Source organism: Paenibacillus sp. FSL H7-0326, assembly GCF_001955535.1.
Classification (GTDB): Bacteria; Bacillota; Bacilli; order Paenibacillales; family Paenibacillaceae; genus Paenibacillus; species Paenibacillus shunpengii.
In genome coordinates, this window is record NZ_MPVN01000001.1 from 255,354 (window position 1) to 272,067 (window position 16,714).

Below are 16,714 nucleotides of genomic sequence, written 5' to 3' on the forward strand. Positions count from 1 at the left end.
AAAAACATTTTGTTATTTTATTGGCAGCGTGATCTTTTTCTCAATAGAGCCCGGGTGCTTGTAGATCTTGAATTACAAAGGCTGCTCGAAATCCTTCGCAGGCACGACATAATCGTATTGCCACGTCTGAGTGACATGATCTAATACTAAGAAAAACCGCGAGGATTCGATCGGATATGAATTTCCCACTGCATCCGTAATCTCTTCGGTGATTTGAAACATTTGGGTGAACGTTTGGTTCGTATTCATTTATAAATTTTAATGACTGTAGGCTATATTGATGGCTCATCCACAGTCCTTACCATATAGAGCTTCTCATTGAAGCCAAGTCTCTTGCGAAACCATCTTTGCTTTACGGCCTTATAGATGTGAAAACCGTGCTTCTCATAAATGGATCGTGCCGCATGATTCGTATCAACGACTTCCAGCTTAAAGACCCGATACGGCAAATGATGCATCAGATGGAGCAGCATGGATGTCGCGATCCCTCTTCCCCGATACATAGGGTCTGTGGCAACCGCTTCTAGAAAGCACTCATCTCTATAAATTGGGGCGGGTATGTGAAATTGTTTTGCCAGAAAATAATGTACAACACTCCCCTGAACATTACCTAGAATGCTTTTTAAGAACTCTTTATCAAAATACTGCGAGCGAGTAATGCTTGTGGAATATGCCATAATGCCTACGACTTGGCCTTCAATAATCGCAGCATAGAATTGATCTACAACAAAAGACTCTTTAATTATTCTTTTTAACATCATTTTATCTTTCGACATGGAGGTTAATTCGTTATAATAACTATTCACGTAGACGTCTGCCGCCTGCTGCAGCTGCTGCTCCCTAAGCTCTGTCATCCTGACAATATTTATCGATTCCATCATGTTCCCCCTCCATTTAATAGCCAACGGTTTATACTAAATCTACCGTGCCTGGGCTAGACAATACATACATCTGGAGACCGATTCTGATTCATTTATAAAGGAGATTCTACATACGATGCCATTTACTTTTGCCCATCCTGCTGCCGTTCTGCCGTTTTCACGCAAGAGCAAGTATCTTCATTTTACTGCGCTCGTATTGGGCAGCATGGCCCCTGATTTTGAATATTTGCTAAGAGGACAGCCTGCGGGCATGACCGGACATACTTTTGCGGGGTTCTTCTATTTTAATTTGCCGCTGGTCGCGTTGGTCTACCTGATCTATTATTTTTTCATTCACCAGACTCTAATGGATCATTTGCCTGTATTTATGCAGGATCGTTCTGAGCGTACGTCTAATTTCGGATTACCGGTCAAGATCATTATTTTCTGTTATTCAGCCTTACTCGGCATGTTAACGCACGTCGTGTGGGATGCTTTTACGCACCAGCATGGATTTGTTGTTGATCGGATTCCGCTGCTCAGCGTTGACCTCCATGTACTCGGTTACGAAATTCCCATCTACAAAATACTGCAGCATGGCGGGACGCTGGCCGGACTTTCGTTAATTCTGATTTACATCCTTTATCGAGCCAGAAAATACAATAGTCTAGCTAATCGAAGTACACCGTCTGCACAAAAATCGCTGTATTGGCTATGCATTGCCCTATTGTCTATTGTATTCTTCATTATCTGGTTTATCGCTGATCCGGTGGCTATTCATAGCATTGGTGTTCATGTGGTCAGAGTCATCGATTCTGGTTTGCTTAGTCTGCTCTTCGTTTCCATCTTTTTTAAATTCAAAAAGAACAAGGTGCGCCTCCAGCGTTGAGGCGCACCTTGTTTCATTTTATAAGATTACGTTCGATTCTCCAGGTAATCATAGGCTGACAATGCCACCTCGGCTGCGGCATACCCGTCCTCTCCCGTAATCGCTACAGGCCTTCCATCAAGAATACGATTCACAAAGTCCTGAAGCATATAATAGTCCATCTTGTCTCCAAAGTAGCTGTACCGTGCTCTGCCTTGCTCTATGCTGAACACTTCATTGACTTGGGCAAAAGCATCCATTCTTATGATCCCTTCCGTTCCAATTACATCCAGCTTCACATCTCCCCAATAAGGAAACACAGGATTTCGAGACCAGCTTGTATCGATAACCCCAATTACGCCATTGTCATATTCCAGATGGACCATACCCGAATCCTCGACAGCAATATCATGAAACAGTGTCCCTTTCTCGGCGTGAACAACACGGGGCTGTACTCCCAGCATCCAATTCAGCATATCAGCAACATGTACCGTATGATCGAGCAGTGCACCGCCGCCAGATTGCGCCGGATCGACAAACCAGCCGCCGGGCATGCCGCCTCGGTTATACCCTTTAACAGCGATGACTTCACCAATCTCACCTCGGGCTACGGCTTCCTTAACTCGAATGACCGACGGAAGGTAACGGCAAGGAAAGGCCGTCATGAGCTGCACCTGCAGTTCATGACAAATATCAATCATTTGCCGCATTTCAACGCGTCCTGTCCCAAGCGGCTTCTCGCACAATATATGCTTGCCTGCCTTCGCACTGTCCGTGACTAGGGCGGCATGATGCCTATTTTCCGAACAAATAATGACCGCATCTATATCCGGCAGCTCGAGCAGCTTCAGATGATCTGGATAGAATTGAACATGGTTACGTTCAACTATCGCCTTGACCCGATCATAATAGGGATCTGAGATTGCAGTTACCTCCGTATTTTCAATCAGCTGCAGCTGTCTGTAGTAGCTGAAGGCATGGGAATGGGCGAAGCTGATCATACCGATACGAAGCTTACGCATCCCGCCACCACCCATCGGTTAAACGGAACGACCGCATGGTCACTGCCTGGCCGTTACTTGCCGAATAAGCTGCCGCCTGGATGACAACCGCAGTCTTCCAAGACTCCTCCAGCGATATTACCGGTTCAGTCTTATGAGCTGCAATATTCAGCACGGATCGTATAAATCCATCGATCGCATCCTCAAATGCAGGGCTGACTAAACTGAATTCGGAACCCCCTCTTCTGATCTCCACCGAAGCGCTCATCTTCGGACTGGAGCGAATGATCCCTTGATTTCCTGCCATCTCGAATTCAGATGTTGCCGGACTCGGGTAACCTAATATACCTTCCATATTCACAATAGTGCCGCATTCGTATTTCAGTGTGAGCAGCGCATACTCAGTCCGTTCTTTGCGAATATGCTGTGCGAATACGCTCTCCACTTCGCCCAGAAGATAACTCATAAATTCAATTTCATCGATAAACAGCGTCATAATGGGTTCAATACGATGATCAGTGGAGAAAGGCAAACGACTGCCGTAAGCTTCCTCTCCAGTCATCATACGCCGAACATGAACTACGCCTGGACTGCCGATCACACCTGCTCTCACTTGCCTTGCCAGATCCGAATATTCCGGTCTGAACAAGGCCTCGTGAGAAGGAATAATCTGTACGCTGTGCTGTCTGCATATGGCAGCCAGCTGTTTCAGATCCGTAGCTAACAAGCCGAAGGGCTTCTCACAAACCACATGAGCACCCGCTTCCGCAGCGATGTACAGATCAGGCAGATGCTCCTTGACCGGAAGCGCAAGATGAAGGATATCCGGCTTCTGCTCTGCCAGCAGCTCCGGCAGGCTGCGGTATACAGTGGTTTGAATGTGCTCTGCCCACTCCTCGCGCGGATCACATATACCTGACAGCTGAATCGCAGGATGTTCTGCATAGTACTTGGCATATTTTACTGAACCCGCTTTGTAACCCATAACGGCTATCTTCACTTGTTGCTTAGCTTGCATTATAACGCTCATAAGCAGCCTGGTAGATCTTCATATACTCTTCAAGTCCCATTTTATTAATAGTCTCCACATACGTATCCCACTCATCAAAAGAAGCACTGCCATTTACGAACTTCGCTTCCATTTCATCAATATAATCATGGATGTCTTTACCGACAGAGGACATGAAATCTGTCTCTTCATTCGTAAAGTTGAAGTTATACCAGATGTCTTCCACGGCGTGCGGCTCGGCCTTCTCTGCAGCTTCCATCGAATTTGGCAATGTTTCGGATCCTTTAAAATATTCACCTTTCACATAACCAGGGTAGCTTCCGCCCGTCCAGGTAAAATATTGAGTAAGCGCCTGGTCCATCGTAAGCCCATTCGGATTATTTGTAATATCTTCAATGTATTCAAGCTCGCCGTCAGCATTTTTGTTATACGTGGTACCCTCTTCCCCCATGAAGAAGAACGTTGCACCTTCCTGCCCGAAGAAGTGATCCATCCAGCGGATCGTTGCCTCCGGATGCTCATTCTTATCTGTAATGGCAAAGGCTCCTACGTGCACCATCGGAACCTTAACATGGGAGTACAGCTTGTCACCATGCGGTCCTTCCAATGCACCCAGACCAATATAATTGTCCTTGCCCATTACGGTATCCGGATTCGGTACAATGGTCGATCCCAGCAAGTCAGCCTGCCCCTTGGCGTTCAGAGCACTGCTCTCAATGGTGAATATTTCTTTGTCAATTAATCCTTCTGAGTACAGCTTGTTCATAAATTGCAGCATTTCCTTATACTCTGGCAGTGTCTTCGTAAAACGAAGCTCATTCGTGTCTGCATCCACATCGACGAACTTATGACCCAGACCCTTCGTGCCTAGACCCCATGCCCCTTTGACCTGATCAATAATAGAAGTAATCCCGGTTCCTCCAAATGGAATCTCATCATTTTTGCCATTTCCATTCAGATCGGTCTCCTTAACTGCCTTCAGATAATTGTAAAATTCATCAATGGTATCCGGCTCATCCATTCCCAGCTGCTTAAGCCAGTCTTCATTAATCCATAGAGGCGTTCCGATCAGCATGGATAAGAAGTTGGGATCATAGAAGGAAGGCAGCGAGTAAATATTCCCGTCCGGCATCGTCAGTCCTTTACGAATACCTGGATTCTCGTCCATCAGCTTCTTGAAGTTGGGAGCGTACTGATCGATTAGATCATTCAGCGGGATAAATACCCCTTGTGGTCCATAACGGGTCAATTCAGCAGAGCTGACTCTTGCGGAGTAGAAGACGTCGGGATAATCTCCACCGGCAAGTGCCAGATTGCGCTTCTCTGTCAATGTTTCAAAAGGAACCAGATTGAAATTCACATCGATATTGGACATTTCCTGATACTTATCCCACACGAGCACTTCATCATAATTGCTGCTGTTTCCGGCCCACTTCCCGGTGAAAAAATCAAGCGTAATCTGCTCGTTAACGATGGGCATCCCTGTCTCATTTAGATTAGACGTCACTTCTGGTGCCTGTTCTCCTTCTGCTTCTCCGCTGCCTTCACTTGAGCCGCATCCCGCCATTAAGCTTGCCGCAATAACTAGTGATAATGAAAGACTCCCCCATTTTTTCCACATACGCTACTTCACTCCTCGATTTTAGTATAGAACCTCAGTTAATGAACCTCAGCTATCCTTTAATAGCGCCGATCATGACACCTTTAATGAAATATTTTTGCAGGAACGGATACAGGATCAGCATCGGCAGATTTGTCACCATGACTGCAGCGTATTTGATGGCTTCAACCTCCATCAGGCTTTTGGAATATGTATCACTGCCTAAGTCCACCATATTCTGCATTTGATCCTGAATTAGAATTTCTCTTAAGAACAGCTGCAGTGGATACTTGTCCCTGTCGGATAGATAGATAAGTGCGTTAAAATAGCTGTTCCAATGACCGACGGCATAAAATAATACCATAACCGCCAGCACCGGCCCGGACAGAGGAAGGATAATCCGGACAAGCAGCTTCAGATTGGAGCACCCATCCAGAAATGCGGCCTCCTGCAGCTCTTTTGGAATAGAGCTTTGGAAGAAGGTTCTCATAATGAGAATGTTCCACACGGATACCGCTGTAGGCAGTATCATTACCCAGAACGTATCAAGCAGTCCGAGATCCTTAATCAACAGGTAAGTCGGGATCATGCCTCCACTGAAGAACATCGTAAAAACGATCAGTACCGTGAATGCGTTTCTCCCCTTGAAATCCTGACGAGACAGCGGGTATGCTGCAGCAATCGTCATGACAACGTTCAGAGCGGTACCGATGACCGTGTACAGAATCGTATTGAGGTAACCCTTCATCAATTCGTTATTTTCAAAGATACGTTCATAACCAACAAGAGATAGACTCTTCGGCCACAGCCATACCTTGCCCAGCATAACCTCCTCCGGACTGCTAATAGAGGCTATCAGTACAAAATATATCGGATATAAGACGATGAAAGAGACAAGTCCGAGCAGAATGTATATTGCAGTCATGACGTAACGATCTCCCCGGCTTTCTGCCATGCTTACAGGCCTCCTTTCTACCATAGACTGCTTGAACTGACTTTACGCGCAATCCGGTTAACGATGAGCAGCATAATGAAATTGACGACTGAGTTGAATAATCCAACGGCAGCTGAGAAGCTGTACTGTGCACCGAGTATGCCGCTGCGATAAACATTCGTAGAGATTACATCAGAGCTCTCCATATTTAAGTCGTTTTGCATCAGGAATACCTTCTCGAATCCTACTCCAAGAATGGAGCCCATGTTCAGGATGAGCAGTACGATAATTGTGGGTGCGATGCCCGGTAAATTGATATGCCATATTCGGCAGAGTCTGGATGCTCCATCCACTCTGGCTGCTTCATGAAGCTGCGGATCAATTCCGGCAAGCGCAGCAATATAGATAATGGAGCTCCAGCCCATCGTCTGCCATACACCTGACCATACATAGATGCTCTTGAACCAGCCCGGTTCTGTCATGAAGCTGATCGGCTCCCCGCCAAATAACAAAATGACTACATTAATGAGTCCAGACGCGGGTGACAAGAACATCATGATCATGCCCACCATGACAATCGTGGATAGAAAATGCGGCATGTACGTGACGGTCTGCACGAATTTTCTAAACTTGCCTGTTCTCAGCTCATGGATCATGAGCGCTAGGATAATCGGAATCGGGAAACCTACGACCAGCTCATAGATACCGATCCCCAGCGTGTTCTTAATAATTCTCCAAAAATAGAAGCTGTCAAAGAATCTCTCGAAATGCTCGAATCCGACCCAAGGACTGCCCATGATGCCTTTGTTCGCGATGAAATCCTTGAAGGCGATTTGCACTCCATACATCGGAATATAGTGAAAGATAATAAAGTAAGCGAGCACGGGCAGAAACAATAAGTAGAGCTCCCAATTACTAGTCCATGATCGCAGAGTGCTTCTCTGCTTCCATTTCTTTCTCTCTGACGCCTGCACCTCTGATCCTATTTCCTTCCCAATACTTACACCCCCTTTTGACGGTTACGAATGCTAAGCACCGTGATTCACTTGCAAGTCACATGATACAAGAGCTATGACGAGAAAGGTATTTACCGTTCTTTGGATTGTAGACATCTATTCAGAACTTTACGAAACCTAACATCTTTTCGTAAAAACACAATACAATCTTAAAAAATACACAGCTGGATTTTACATCGGATTTACAATGGAGTCCCTGCGAGTTAATACTGTCTTGCTACAATAAGCCGATTAAGAAGGATTCGGTCAAGCCTTAGCAGCACAGAAAAGATTAACGTTAGGAGATGATCGTACGATGAGGTGGATCTGGGCACGCAAGCGTTCTTTATACTTCAAAATATTTGTGAGCTTTCTCACCCTCATTCTGTTGTTTGGGTGCTTCTATGTACTTATCTATAAAATGTTCCGTAATGGTCTTGAACAGGAAATTATGCGCAGCAGTCAGACGCAGACCGAGAATACGGCGGAGAGATTTGCCCAGCATTTTGAGAGAATACAGATTCTGCTCTTCGATCTGTATCACAATCCGGATCTGATCAGCTTTAATAGTGAACTGAACAGGTATGGTATAGACGGAGCGAATTTCTTGAAGGCTAAGGAGGTCATCGAGGAGATAAGAAGAGAGGCATACAATCCGTTATTTATGGTTCAGGATGTCATTGTCCATCTGGATCAGGCGGATCTTGCATTTGGCAAGAGCGGCAGCAGCAGCAATGAATATATGTTTGAACGTTTTTATCACAATGTGAATTACACCTTATCCGATTGGCAAGCAGAGCTGAATCAGAAGACTTCATTTCAAATGCTGCCTGCGTCTACCTTCGAGCTTGCGGCTAAGAATATCGAAGCTAAGAAGCTGCTGCCTTATGTGTTCCATTATCCGGACACGTCTTATCAGCTTGTTGCGATGATTGATATTGAACAAGCTGCAGATGCATTTTATGGGACCGCAGCAGAACAAGGAAATTTGATGCTGATGGACGAAGCCGGACATATCCTGTACAGCAGGAATGAAAGCGCTCAAGCTGAGCAGATCCCCCTATTCCCTGATGGCAGAAGCATGGCGAAGCATAATGGGGTATATTATTTCAAGACTACAGGCAGTGATGGATTAACCTATGTTACATCGACTCCAGACACGCAAATCACCGTTCAGCTTCAGCAGTTGTCCAAGTATTTACTGCTGGTGTTTGTCGCTTCACTCGCTGTTGCTGTTATCGCTGCTATCTTGCTTAGCAGAAAGCTCCATTCTCCTGTGAAGCAAATGCTCTCAAGTCTGTTAGATCGAGCTTCGGGCGGTGCTGGTGTAAGTGAACAGGATCTAGGGATTGACTCCAATGCTGCGGGCCAGATATGGGAATATGATCTTATCCATACTCGGATTCAGCAGCTTCAGAAAGAAAAAGAGAGCATTATCCAGCGGATGAAGGAGCAAAAAGCAGCGCTCCAAAGCTATACTTACATGAATCAGCTCAAAAATATCAACACCGACATCAATGAGTGGTCAGATTTCCTAAACAGCTCAGGTCGTTATCATATTGTTTATTATGATATTCGTTTTCGCCAAGCCGAAAGTAAGGCTCGGGATGAGGTGGGCCGGGTTATCCGCCATTTGCTGGAGCATATTCATCTGATCTCTTCCGAATGTGTACAAGATACACATACATTCCAGCTGGAGAGCGATGAAATTGTCTCCGTATTAAAAGGAGCCTCTTCACAAGATTTGAGCATGCTGCTGGAACGAATCAAGCAAACATTTGATGCAGATCATGAGCATTATATCGTCACCGTTGGCGTCAGTCCGCTGGTTGCGGATGCATCGGGTTTCAACGATGCGTATCAACGATTGCGAAATCTCTCTTCACAAGCCTATATAGCAGAAGAAACTCAAATTATATTCGAGGAAAGAGAGCTCCCTGAGCTTCCTCCCCTGTCTTCGATCATGCAAAAAAATCTACATCAGGCTCTTCAATCCGGCGATGAGGAACGCGCGATGGAACTGATTCAGGAACTGCTGGTACCCTTTTATGAGCAAGGAGCCGGCGTACTGCAGTTTCAGGAGTATGCTCATCTCATTGCTATAAAAGTGATGGAGAGTACAAACGAGCTTCTGCCAGGTGAAGCTTCCTTCCCTGCACTCAAGCTGTGGATGGAAGGGATCAAGCACTGCCATACCCTGTCTGATTATCATCAAAGCTTCCTGTCATTTGTCCATGCTGCATGCGCACTTACCCGGAAGCGCCAGGACCTGTCATCTGAGCCTCTTGTCGTTATGTTCTACGAAATCATTCAGCACAAGTATATGGAGGACATCTCGCTGGATTACTTGTCCGATAAGCTCAATTTGTCCAGTGCTTATCTCTCAGCTTATATTAAAGAGAAGACGGGGATGAATTTCAGCGAGCATTTGCAGGGAGTGCGCATGTCCAAGGCTTGTGAACTGCTCGTGACAACGGATCTGAACGTGAACGAGATCAGCCAGCTCGTCGGATATCATAACATCACCTCCTTCAACCGATCATTCAAGAAGCTGACGAACATGACGCCTGGCGCTTACCGGAAGCAGCATGTCCTCCAGGAGCACAAACGAAGTATTGGGTAAATGCAGCTACTGGCCGCAATTCGATAACTTTACAAAAAAAACACCTTCAATTGAAATGCCTGCATCTTGACGTAATAGGCAGGTAATTCATTGAAGGTGTTTTGTTATTTTTTATTTCGAACGGGCAACTTCCGCGACTCTAAACTCTGAAGCTTCTCCTTCGAGTTCCTTTATCACCTCTGCAGCCACCATTAGAGAGGTTCGATTCAGTGCTTCCTCTGTTGCACCGGCAACATGAGGAGTCAGGATGCAGTTCGATACACTGAATAACGGATGATCTGACGGAGGAGGCTCTTGCTCCAATACATCCAGCACTGCTCCTGCGATTTCACCTGCTTCGAGTGCTTCAACCAAATCCAGTTCATGAACGACTCCGCCACGCGCTGTGTTAATGACATACGCAGTAGACTTCATTCGCTGCAGTGCTGTACGGTCAATAAGGTGACGAGTCTCTGGCAATAAAGGTACATGAAGACTAACATAGTCGGATTCTGCCAGCACCTCCTCCAACGTTTTTAGTGCGATCGCATTCTCTGTCGTTGTACCAGGCTCATACATCGGGTCATATCCGATGACATGGAGTCCAAGGGCCTGTGCTTTGCTGCCTGTCAAGCGTCCGACCTGTCCGACACCGATAAGACCTAAAGTGGTGCCTTGAATTTCTCTGCCGCCGAATTTTTTTCGATCCCAACCGCCCGAAATGACATCTCTTGTAGCTGCAATAAGTGGACGGTTCACAGTCAGAATTGAAGCCATTACATATTCAGCAACCGATGCTGCATTCGCGTTCTTTGCACTTACAATAGGTATACCTTTAGACGAAGCAGCCTCGACATCAATGTTATCCAAACCTACGCCAAGCCGACCAATGACCTTAACACGAGGAAGTTCATCCAGGAGCTCACGTGTAAGTTGTGTTTGATTACGGACAATAAGGACTTCAGCATGCTCAGACGCTTCGATCAGACGACGATGATCTGACCATAAAGTCGGATCATATTTGACTGAATATTCACTCTTCTGGAGCAGTTCTAAACCGGTCTCACCCATCGCTTCAACTATGACAATCTTCGTCATCTATACACGGCTCCTCTCTATTTTTTTAGTCCAAATTTATCAGCAAGCTCACCATAATATTCGGTTTCCCGAGTAATGAACTCATTAAATTCATCCTTGTTCAAATAAGAGGACGACATCTTCATGGCAGCCAGTTTCTCTTGGAATTCGGGATCTGCCGCTAGTTCCTCCAGTGTGTCATTCCATTTCTGCACAATGTCCGCAGGTGTACCCTTAGGCATGCTTAGTCCAGTCCACCAAGTCGCAGACAGGTTCGTAAAGCCCTCTTCTGTTGTAGTTGGTACATCAGGGAAGTGTGGACTTCTTTCCGCGCTTTGAATGGCCAGGATTTTCAAGTTGCCCGAATTCACCATCGTCGCGACTTCACTTACAGGATGGACGGCAAGGACAGCATTCCCCCCTGCAATCATGGGGAGTGATTCCGCTGTTCCTTTGGTTACAATCATACGGGTCTTGGAGATGTCCACTCCAAGCTCGTTCAGCCATTCAGCGACAACATAGGTCGCATATCCTGTGACACCTGAGGTTGTCCAGCTGAGCTGCTCGGGATTTTGCTTGACCCATTCGGAGAATTCGTTCAGGTTCTCCCATTCTGCATCTGATTTCACCGTGAAGGTTGGAGCATCTTCTACAATACGTGCAACGAGCTCCTGATCTTCAAGCTTAATTGCTGGTGAGGCATAGCTCGCTTCCATCATCGAAGTATTAGATACCACATTCGCCAGTACCGTATAACCATCCGGATTTGTTCCAAGTGCATATTGTGCTCCCGTTGTTCCACCTCCACCTGCTTTATTAACTACAGAGACGGGCTGTCCCCATTTCTCGCTGACTGCATCTGCTACAACACGAGCAACGAGATCCACCCCACCTCCTGCGGCATATGGAACAACATATTCTATGGGCTTACTTGGATAATTATCAGCAGAAGAGCCATTTGTTGCTGCATCCTCGTTAGCAGTCCCGCCCCCGCAAGCGGCCAGAACAAACATACTGGATAATACAGCCAGAGTGGTAAGACGCTTTCCTGCACTTGTGATATATGAACGATTCATTTTACATCTCTCCCAAGATCGTATTTTTATTAACCAATTAAGATATCGAATTTAGATCAGAAGCTCCTGCTTCCACCAGCCTTCTTTTTGTGCGACGAATAAGCAAATTCGAAACAATAATCATGACTAGAGATAAGATTAAGAATATTAGAGCTATCGGACGAGTCAGGAATATCGTAAAGTCTCCGGCAGACATGGCCATGGTCTGTGTAAAGGACTGCTCCAACAGCGGACCAAGGATAAAGCATAGGACAAGCGGCATCACCGGCCAGTTATATTTATGTAAGAAGTACCCGATAAAGCCGAATAGCACAGCAATCACAACATCAAACAAGCTGTTCCGGACCGAATAGGCACCAATAACACATAGTACCAGGATGATCGGCCCCATAATGCCAAAAGGAACTCTCGTCAGCTTAGCCCATACACCCACGAGCGGAAGATTGAGCAGCAGCAGAACCAGATTACCAACGACCATGCTCGCAATAACCGTCCATATAAAGCCGCCTTGCTGTTCAAACAGCATCGGACCTGGCGTTACACCATAAATCATCAGACCAGCAAGTAGTACGGCAAGCGGTGGTGAAGCAGGAATCCCTAGTGAAAATAGAGGAATGAAGCCAGCCGTGCTTGTTGCATTGTTTGCTGCCTCAGGTGCAGCTACACCTTCTATGGCTCCTTTTCCAAACAGCCGTTTACGCTTGGAGAATTTCTTCACAATATCATAGGATAAGAATGAAGTCACTGCGGCTGAAACACCTGGCAGAAGCCCCATTACAAACCCAATTGCACTCCCTGTCAGGGCAGCTCCAGAGCTCTGCTTCATATCCTTAACAGAGGGATATACGCTGCCTATTTGATCAGAGGAAATGGCTACTTTCTTCTCACCAAAGGTCTTGAATACTTCTGTTATCGCAAACAGCCCAATGATGATGCTGATCATTTCAAACCCGCTGGACAAGGACTCCAAGCCAAATTGATATCTAAACATTCCTGTGGAAGTACCAAGCCCGACTAATGACAGCATGAATCCAAACAATCCCATGATAGCCGCTTTGACCATAGATCCTCCGGCGAGACCTGAGGTTACTGTCAACGCAAGAATCATGACCGCAAACAGTTCAGGCGGGCCAAATTTAATAGCTTGTTCCGCGAGAAATGGTGCAAAGAACACAAGTCCGACAAGACCAAGCATTCCGGCAAAGAATGAAGAAATGGCAGCAATACCTAACGCAGGTCCCCCTCTTCCCTGCTGTGCCAAAGGATACCCATCCAAGCATGTAGGCACAGATGAAGCCTCACCGGGGATGTTTAGAAGAATGGCAGTTGTTGAGCCTCCATACATCGATCCGTAGTATATGCCTGCCAGCATAATGATGGCTTGGGATGGTTCTAGAACTGCTGTAAGAGGCAGCAGGATGGCAATTGCAGAAGTTGGGCCCAATCCTGGAAGAACGCCAACAAATGTGCCAATCAGTGCCCCGAGTGCAGCCATTAACAAATTCATCGGTGTTATAGCACTCGCGAAGCCGCTGCCTAAGGAAATCAATGAATCTAACACGTGAGCACCTCCTGCTACAACCAACTGCCGCTAGGCAGAGGTGTGTTCAGCCACTCTACAAATATGAAGTAAAGAGCCGCTGTTAAGATTAGAGATCCGCCGATAGACCAATACCAGCGAAATTTTCCGATAAGATGGAACAAAATAATGGAAGCGATAAAGGTTGCGATTAGATAACCTGACCAATCGATAAGTGCTACATATAGGAGCAGGACGACAGGAATGACATATATAAGGTGAGATACTTTAACTTCAGATCTGTCATTCGTTGTACCCTGGGATATCCGATCCCCCCTAATGCTCAGCATCATTCCGAATAACACCAATCCAAGTCCAACGATAAACGGAAATACATGATCTCCATTAAATAATGCAATTCGGTAGGCATATAGCTTCCATGCTTCTGATAACGACAGTAAGCCGATTAAGACAGCAACGATTCCGGCAATCCGATCAGCTGCGCTAACCTTCATCAAGATCCTCCTCACTTCTATGAAAATATATACGAGTGATAACCATCATTACTTAATAATTCCGATAGTTTAAGTATGTATTTAGGAAGATATTACTTTTTCACCCCTCTATTGTCAACCACAATGATTTCCAGTTCCACTTCATAATTCCATTTTAAATAATAAAAGAACCTCTATTATTAGAGATTCTTTTCCAAAATCATATCATTTCGTATTCATGGATAAACTTGCCCATCCGCCTCGCTGCTTCCATGAGTATTTCCTGTTCTTGTACAAGAGCAATCCGGACATACCCTTCTCCTTCGGTTCCGAAGGCCTCCCCAGGTATGACCACAACCCCTGTCGCCAGCAGCAATTCACGAGCGAACCTCCGTGAGCTCCATACTTCTGCATCACCCTGTGGCACTTTAAAGCATGCTGGGAGCGGGGCCCATATGAACATTGTCGCCTTAGGCTTAGGAACATTCCAGCCTTCGACTGATAGTGCCTCGACAAAAGCATTTCGGCGGGCTTCATACAAGGGCGCGACTCCCCGGTCACCTTTTCCCTTATTCATCGCCTCTTCCAGTGCGGCAATTGCAGCCACCTGAATCGGTTCAAATACTCCGTAATCAATGTTGCTCTTCAGGTCACGAAGGGCAGATATGACTTCCGAATTCCCGGTTAGGAAGCCAATCCTGCATCCGGCCATGTTAAAGCTCTTCGAGAAGGAATGAAATTCAACAGCGATATCTTTAGCTCCGGGTAGTTCTAGAATGCTCATTGGACGGTAATCATCAAATGCCATCTCCGAATAAGCCAAATCATGTACAATGAGCACGTTCCACTGTGCTGCAATTCGAATCAATTTCTTATAAAATGCTGTATCCGCCGTCACCGCAATCGGATTTCCTGGAATGTTAAGCAGTATGAATACAGCTTCCTCCCAGACTTGATCAGGAACACTATCTAAATCAGGAAGAAAATCGTTCTCTTCCTTCAGTGGAAGATACCAGGGCTTCACTCCCGCAATGGCAAGAGAACCGGAATAGATCGGATATCCGGGATCCGGAACAATGGCCAAATCTCCAGGATTACATATAGCCTGAGCGAGGTGTGCCAGCCCGTCCTGAGAGCCCATAAGTGCGAGAACCTCTGTATTCGGATTGACATCCACCTCAAATCGATGCTTCATCCATGCAGCTGCCTGCTGACGAAAGGACAGAGTACCGGAAGTGCCAGGGTAAGCGTAATTGCTCTCTTCAAGCACGGCTTCACTTAATACATCTCGAATATGAGCCGTAGGTCCGCGGTCAGGACTTCCAATGCCCAGATCAATAATCTCTTGTCCAGCAGAGCGTGCTTCTTCTTTCCATTCTGCAACTTCTGAAAAGATAGACGAGCCTAAATGAGATAATTTCTCTGCCCGCCAAGATCGCTTAGTTCGTTCAAATGTCAATGCAAGCACCTACTCTTTTTTTATCCATTATAGCAGGCAGGATAAATGATAAAAACCCTGCCGGCCCGGGAGCCAGCAGAGTCGTTTGCACCATTTATTACAAAAAATTCTAATGGTAAACTAAACTAGGTTACACATTATCAGATACCAGAGTACCGCTGAAGCTCTCCGGACCTACGCGAACAGCTCCTAGCAGGTTAGATGTAACAAAAGCGGTATAGGTTAATTGCGGTGTTACCGGTGGATTAAAATCTGCTGCATTAAACGCAATAACCTGAGGAGCAAGCACACTCAAATCAAATGTTGAGGTCGCTGAATACACGAGAGGATCTGTTGGAGCCGTACCTCTGACAATCGTAATGGTAATCCCTACGAGGGCAAGCGGAAGCTGCAAAGATATGGTTCCTTGTAATACAACACGAGGGTTTGTACCAACCCCTGCGGTTTGAAGGCCGATTTGACCAAATAATTGCGGTGTACTAATAAGCAGAATTGGAATCGCAATCGAGTTGGCAAAGCTGGCATTCTGTGAGGTTCTGGCGTCTACAAACTCAGCCATAGACCTTACCTCCTATCCTATTAAGATACTATATAGTATGTAAAATGGCAGATATGGTATAGGTAATTAATAGGAGGCAAGTATCTAAATATATCACTGCGTGCTAGACATCTTTAGTCTGAACGGACTGAGGCTGAATGAGTCCTCTTCCTATTACGTTTGCAGATAGAGGAGCCTTACCCATCTCCCTTGCCCACACTGATATTTGTCCTAGATGATGGATCTGGTGTGCAATGGTATGCCGCATAATTTCTCCCCATGCATCGACGTGCACTTGACCCGTTGGCTCGTGAAAATAAAAAGGAGTTGTCTCTAAATTATCGTTCCAATTCTCGATAAAGTCTTTGATGTCGAGACGGTAACGTCGATCGAGCTCCTGAATCTTGTCCACTGTATTGTATTCGTCGAAATTTTCCTCATCATGAGGTTTTCCTTGCATCATTTGGATCCAGCTCCACTCCACGTCAATTATATGAAAGAGTGTTCGCATGATGCTGCCGACTCCGCCGGTCCGCTCTTTCACCAGCTCCTCATATGGAACTTCCTGGCACCATTCATACCACTGATCTCTCAGCAGCCAATTATGCTTAAACCACAGCTTCATTATAACAACCTCCTGTAAAATAGTAGAACTCTTTGCAATCATATCAAATTATTCGCC

The 16,714-nt window shown here is 45.9% G+C and carries 15 protein-coding genes; 2 read left to right on the forward strand and 13 right to left on the reverse strand.

What is annotated here, in order from left to right; translation table 11 throughout:
• Window positions 1–272: 272 nt before the first annotated feature.
• Window positions 273–881: a GNAT family N-acetyltransferase gene (locus tag BK126_RS01100; RefSeq protein WP_083655669.1), complete on the reverse strand. Its 609-nt coding sequence runs from the start codon at window positions 879–881 to the stop codon at window positions 273–275.
• Window positions 882–996: 115 nt separating this feature from the next.
• On the opposite strand from BK126_RS01100, the gene BK126_RS01105 reads away from it, so the two are divergent.
• Window positions 997–1,749, forward strand: a complete 753-nt coding sequence (locus tag BK126_RS01105; RefSeq protein WP_076310902.1) for a DUF4184 family protein — start codon at window positions 997–999, stop codon at window positions 1,747–1,749.
• Between the two features lie 26 nt (window positions 1,750–1,775).
• Here BK126_RS01105 and BK126_RS01110 read toward each other — a convergent pair whose 3' ends face one another.
• From BK126_RS01110 to BK126_RS01130, 5 genes are read right to left on the reverse strand one after another with little or no spacing between them, the layout of a single operon-like run.
• On the reverse strand, window positions 1,776–2,750 hold the full coding sequence (locus tag BK126_RS01110) for a Gfo/Idh/MocA family protein (protein WP_076310903.1): 975 nt from the start codon (window positions 2,748–2,750) through the stop codon (window positions 1,776–1,778).
• On the reverse strand, window positions 2,743–3,747 hold the full coding sequence (locus BK126_RS01115) for a Gfo/Idh/MocA family protein (RefSeq protein ID WP_076310904.1): 1,005 nt from the start codon (window positions 3,745–3,747) through the stop codon (window positions 2,743–2,745). The genes BK126_RS01110 and BK126_RS01115 overlap by 8 nt, the downstream gene beginning before the upstream one ends.
• Entirely contained in the window at window positions 3,737–5,359 is a 1,623-nt protein-coding gene (locus BK126_RS01120) for an extracellular solute-binding protein (RefSeq protein WP_076310905.1), read from the reverse strand. The genes BK126_RS01115 and BK126_RS01120 overlap by 11 nt, the downstream gene beginning before the upstream one ends.
• 52 nt (window positions 5,360–5,411) lie before the next feature.
• A complete protein-coding gene (locus tag BK126_RS01125) occupies window positions 5,412–6,293 on the reverse strand; it encodes a carbohydrate ABC transporter permease (RefSeq protein WP_076310906.1) in 882 nt (293 codons plus the stop codon).
• 17 nt (window positions 6,294–6,310) lie between these two features.
• Complete coding sequence (locus BK126_RS01130) at window positions 6,311–7,246, reverse strand: ABC transporter permease (RefSeq protein WP_076310907.1); 936 nt, start codon at window positions 7,244–7,246, stop codon at window positions 6,311–6,313.
• A 337-nt stretch (window positions 7,247–7,583) separates the two neighbouring features.
• Here BK126_RS01130 and BK126_RS01135 point away from each other — a divergent pair, with 337 nt between their 5' ends.
• Entirely contained in the window at window positions 7,584–9,890 is a 2,307-nt protein-coding gene (locus BK126_RS01135; protein ID WP_076310908.1) for a helix-turn-helix domain-containing protein, read from the forward strand.
• 111 nt (window positions 9,891–10,001) lie between these two features.
• Here BK126_RS01135 and BK126_RS01140 read toward each other — a convergent pair whose 3' ends face one another.
• The 7 genes from BK126_RS01140 to BK126_RS01170 all read right to left on the reverse strand — a co-directional run bounded on the left by BK126_RS01140 (window position 10,002) and on the right by BK126_RS01170 (window position 16,657).
• Window positions 10,002–10,967: a hydroxyacid dehydrogenase gene (locus BK126_RS01140; RefSeq protein ID WP_076310909.1), complete on the reverse strand. Its 966-nt coding sequence runs from the start codon at window positions 10,965–10,967 to the stop codon at window positions 10,002–10,004.
• A 17-nt stretch (window positions 10,968–10,984) separates the two neighbouring features.
• Window positions 10,985–12,022: a tripartite tricarboxylate transporter substrate binding protein gene (locus BK126_RS01145; protein WP_179085497.1), complete on the reverse strand. Its 1,038-nt coding sequence runs from the start codon at window positions 12,020–12,022 to the stop codon at window positions 10,985–10,987.
• Window positions 12,023–12,059: 37 nt separating this feature from the next.
• Window positions 12,060–13,529 carry a tripartite tricarboxylate transporter permease gene (locus BK126_RS01150; protein ID WP_076312486.1) on the reverse strand — a complete coding sequence of 490 codons (1,470 nt, stop codon included), beginning with the start codon at window positions 13,527–13,529 and terminating at the stop codon, window positions 12,060–12,062.
• Window positions 13,530–13,597: 68 nt separating this feature from the next.
• A complete protein-coding gene (locus BK126_RS01155) occupies window positions 13,598–14,056 on the reverse strand; it encodes a tripartite tricarboxylate transporter TctB family protein (protein WP_076310910.1) in 459 nt (152 codons plus the stop codon).
• A gap of 199 nt (window positions 14,057–14,255) precedes the next feature.
• Window positions 14,256–15,494: an aminotransferase class I/II-fold pyridoxal phosphate-dependent enzyme gene (locus BK126_RS01160; protein ID WP_076310911.1), complete on the reverse strand. Its 1,239-nt coding sequence runs from the start codon at window positions 15,492–15,494 to the stop codon at window positions 14,256–14,258.
• Between the two features lie 130 nt (window positions 15,495–15,624).
• Window positions 15,625–16,053 (reverse strand): hypothetical protein, encoded by a 429-nt coding sequence (locus BK126_RS01165; protein WP_076310912.1) that lies wholly within the window; start codon window positions 16,051–16,053, stop codon window positions 15,625–15,627.
• A gap of 103 nt (window positions 16,054–16,156) precedes the next feature.
• Window positions 16,157–16,657, reverse strand: a complete 501-nt coding sequence (locus BK126_RS01170; RefSeq protein ID WP_076310913.1) for a DinB family protein — start codon at window positions 16,655–16,657, stop codon at window positions 16,157–16,159.
• Between the last annotated feature and the right edge of the window lie 57 nt (window positions 16,658–16,714).

Coding starts and splice junctions, on each gene's coding strand:
- BK126_RS01120 (WP_076310905.1), bottom strand. CDS start 5,359: ATGTGGAAAAAATGGGGGAGTCTTTCATTATCACTAGTTATTGCGGCA.
- BK126_RS01145 (WP_179085497.1), bottom strand. CDS start 12,022: ATGAATCGTTCATATATCACAAGTGCAGGAAAGCGTCTTACCACTCTG.
- BK126_RS01170 (WP_076310913.1), bottom strand. CDS start 16,657: ATGAAGCTGTGGTTTAAGCATAATTGGCTGCTGAGAGATCAGTGGTAT.
- BK126_RS01115 (WP_076310904.1), bottom strand. CDS start 3,747: ATGCAAGCTAAGCAACAAGTGAAGATAGCCGTTATGGGTTACAAAGCG.
- BK126_RS01165 (WP_076310912.1), bottom strand. CDS start 16,053: ATGGCTGAGTTTGTAGACGCCAGAACCTCACAGAATGCCAGCTTTGCC.
- BK126_RS01140 (WP_076310909.1), bottom strand. CDS start 10,967: ATGACGAAGATTGTCATAGTTGAAGCGATGGGTGAGACCGGTTTAGAA.
- BK126_RS01135 (WP_076310908.1), top strand. CDS start 7,584: ATGAGGTGGATCTGGGCACGCAAGCGTTCTTTATACTTCAAAATATTT.
- BK126_RS01125 (WP_076310906.1), bottom strand. CDS start 6,293: ATGGCAGAAAGCCGGGGAGATCGTTACGTCATGACTGCAATATACATT.
- BK126_RS01110 (WP_076310903.1), bottom strand. CDS start 2,750: ATGCGTAAGCTTCGTATCGGTATGATCAGCTTCGCCCATTCCCATGCC.
- BK126_RS01150 (WP_076312486.1), bottom strand. CDS start 13,529: ATGAATTTGTTAATGGCTGCACTCGGGGCACTGATTGGCACATTTGTT.
- BK126_RS01105 (WP_076310902.1), top strand. CDS start 997: ATGCCATTTACTTTTGCCCATCCTGCTGCCGTTCTGCCGTTTTCACGC.
- BK126_RS01100 (WP_083655669.1), bottom strand. CDS start 881: ATGATGGAATCGATAAATATTGTCAGGATGACAGAGCTTAGGGAGCAG.
- BK126_RS01155 (WP_076310910.1), bottom strand. CDS start 14,056: ATGAAGGTTAGCGCAGCTGATCGGATTGCCGGAATCGTTGCTGTCTTA.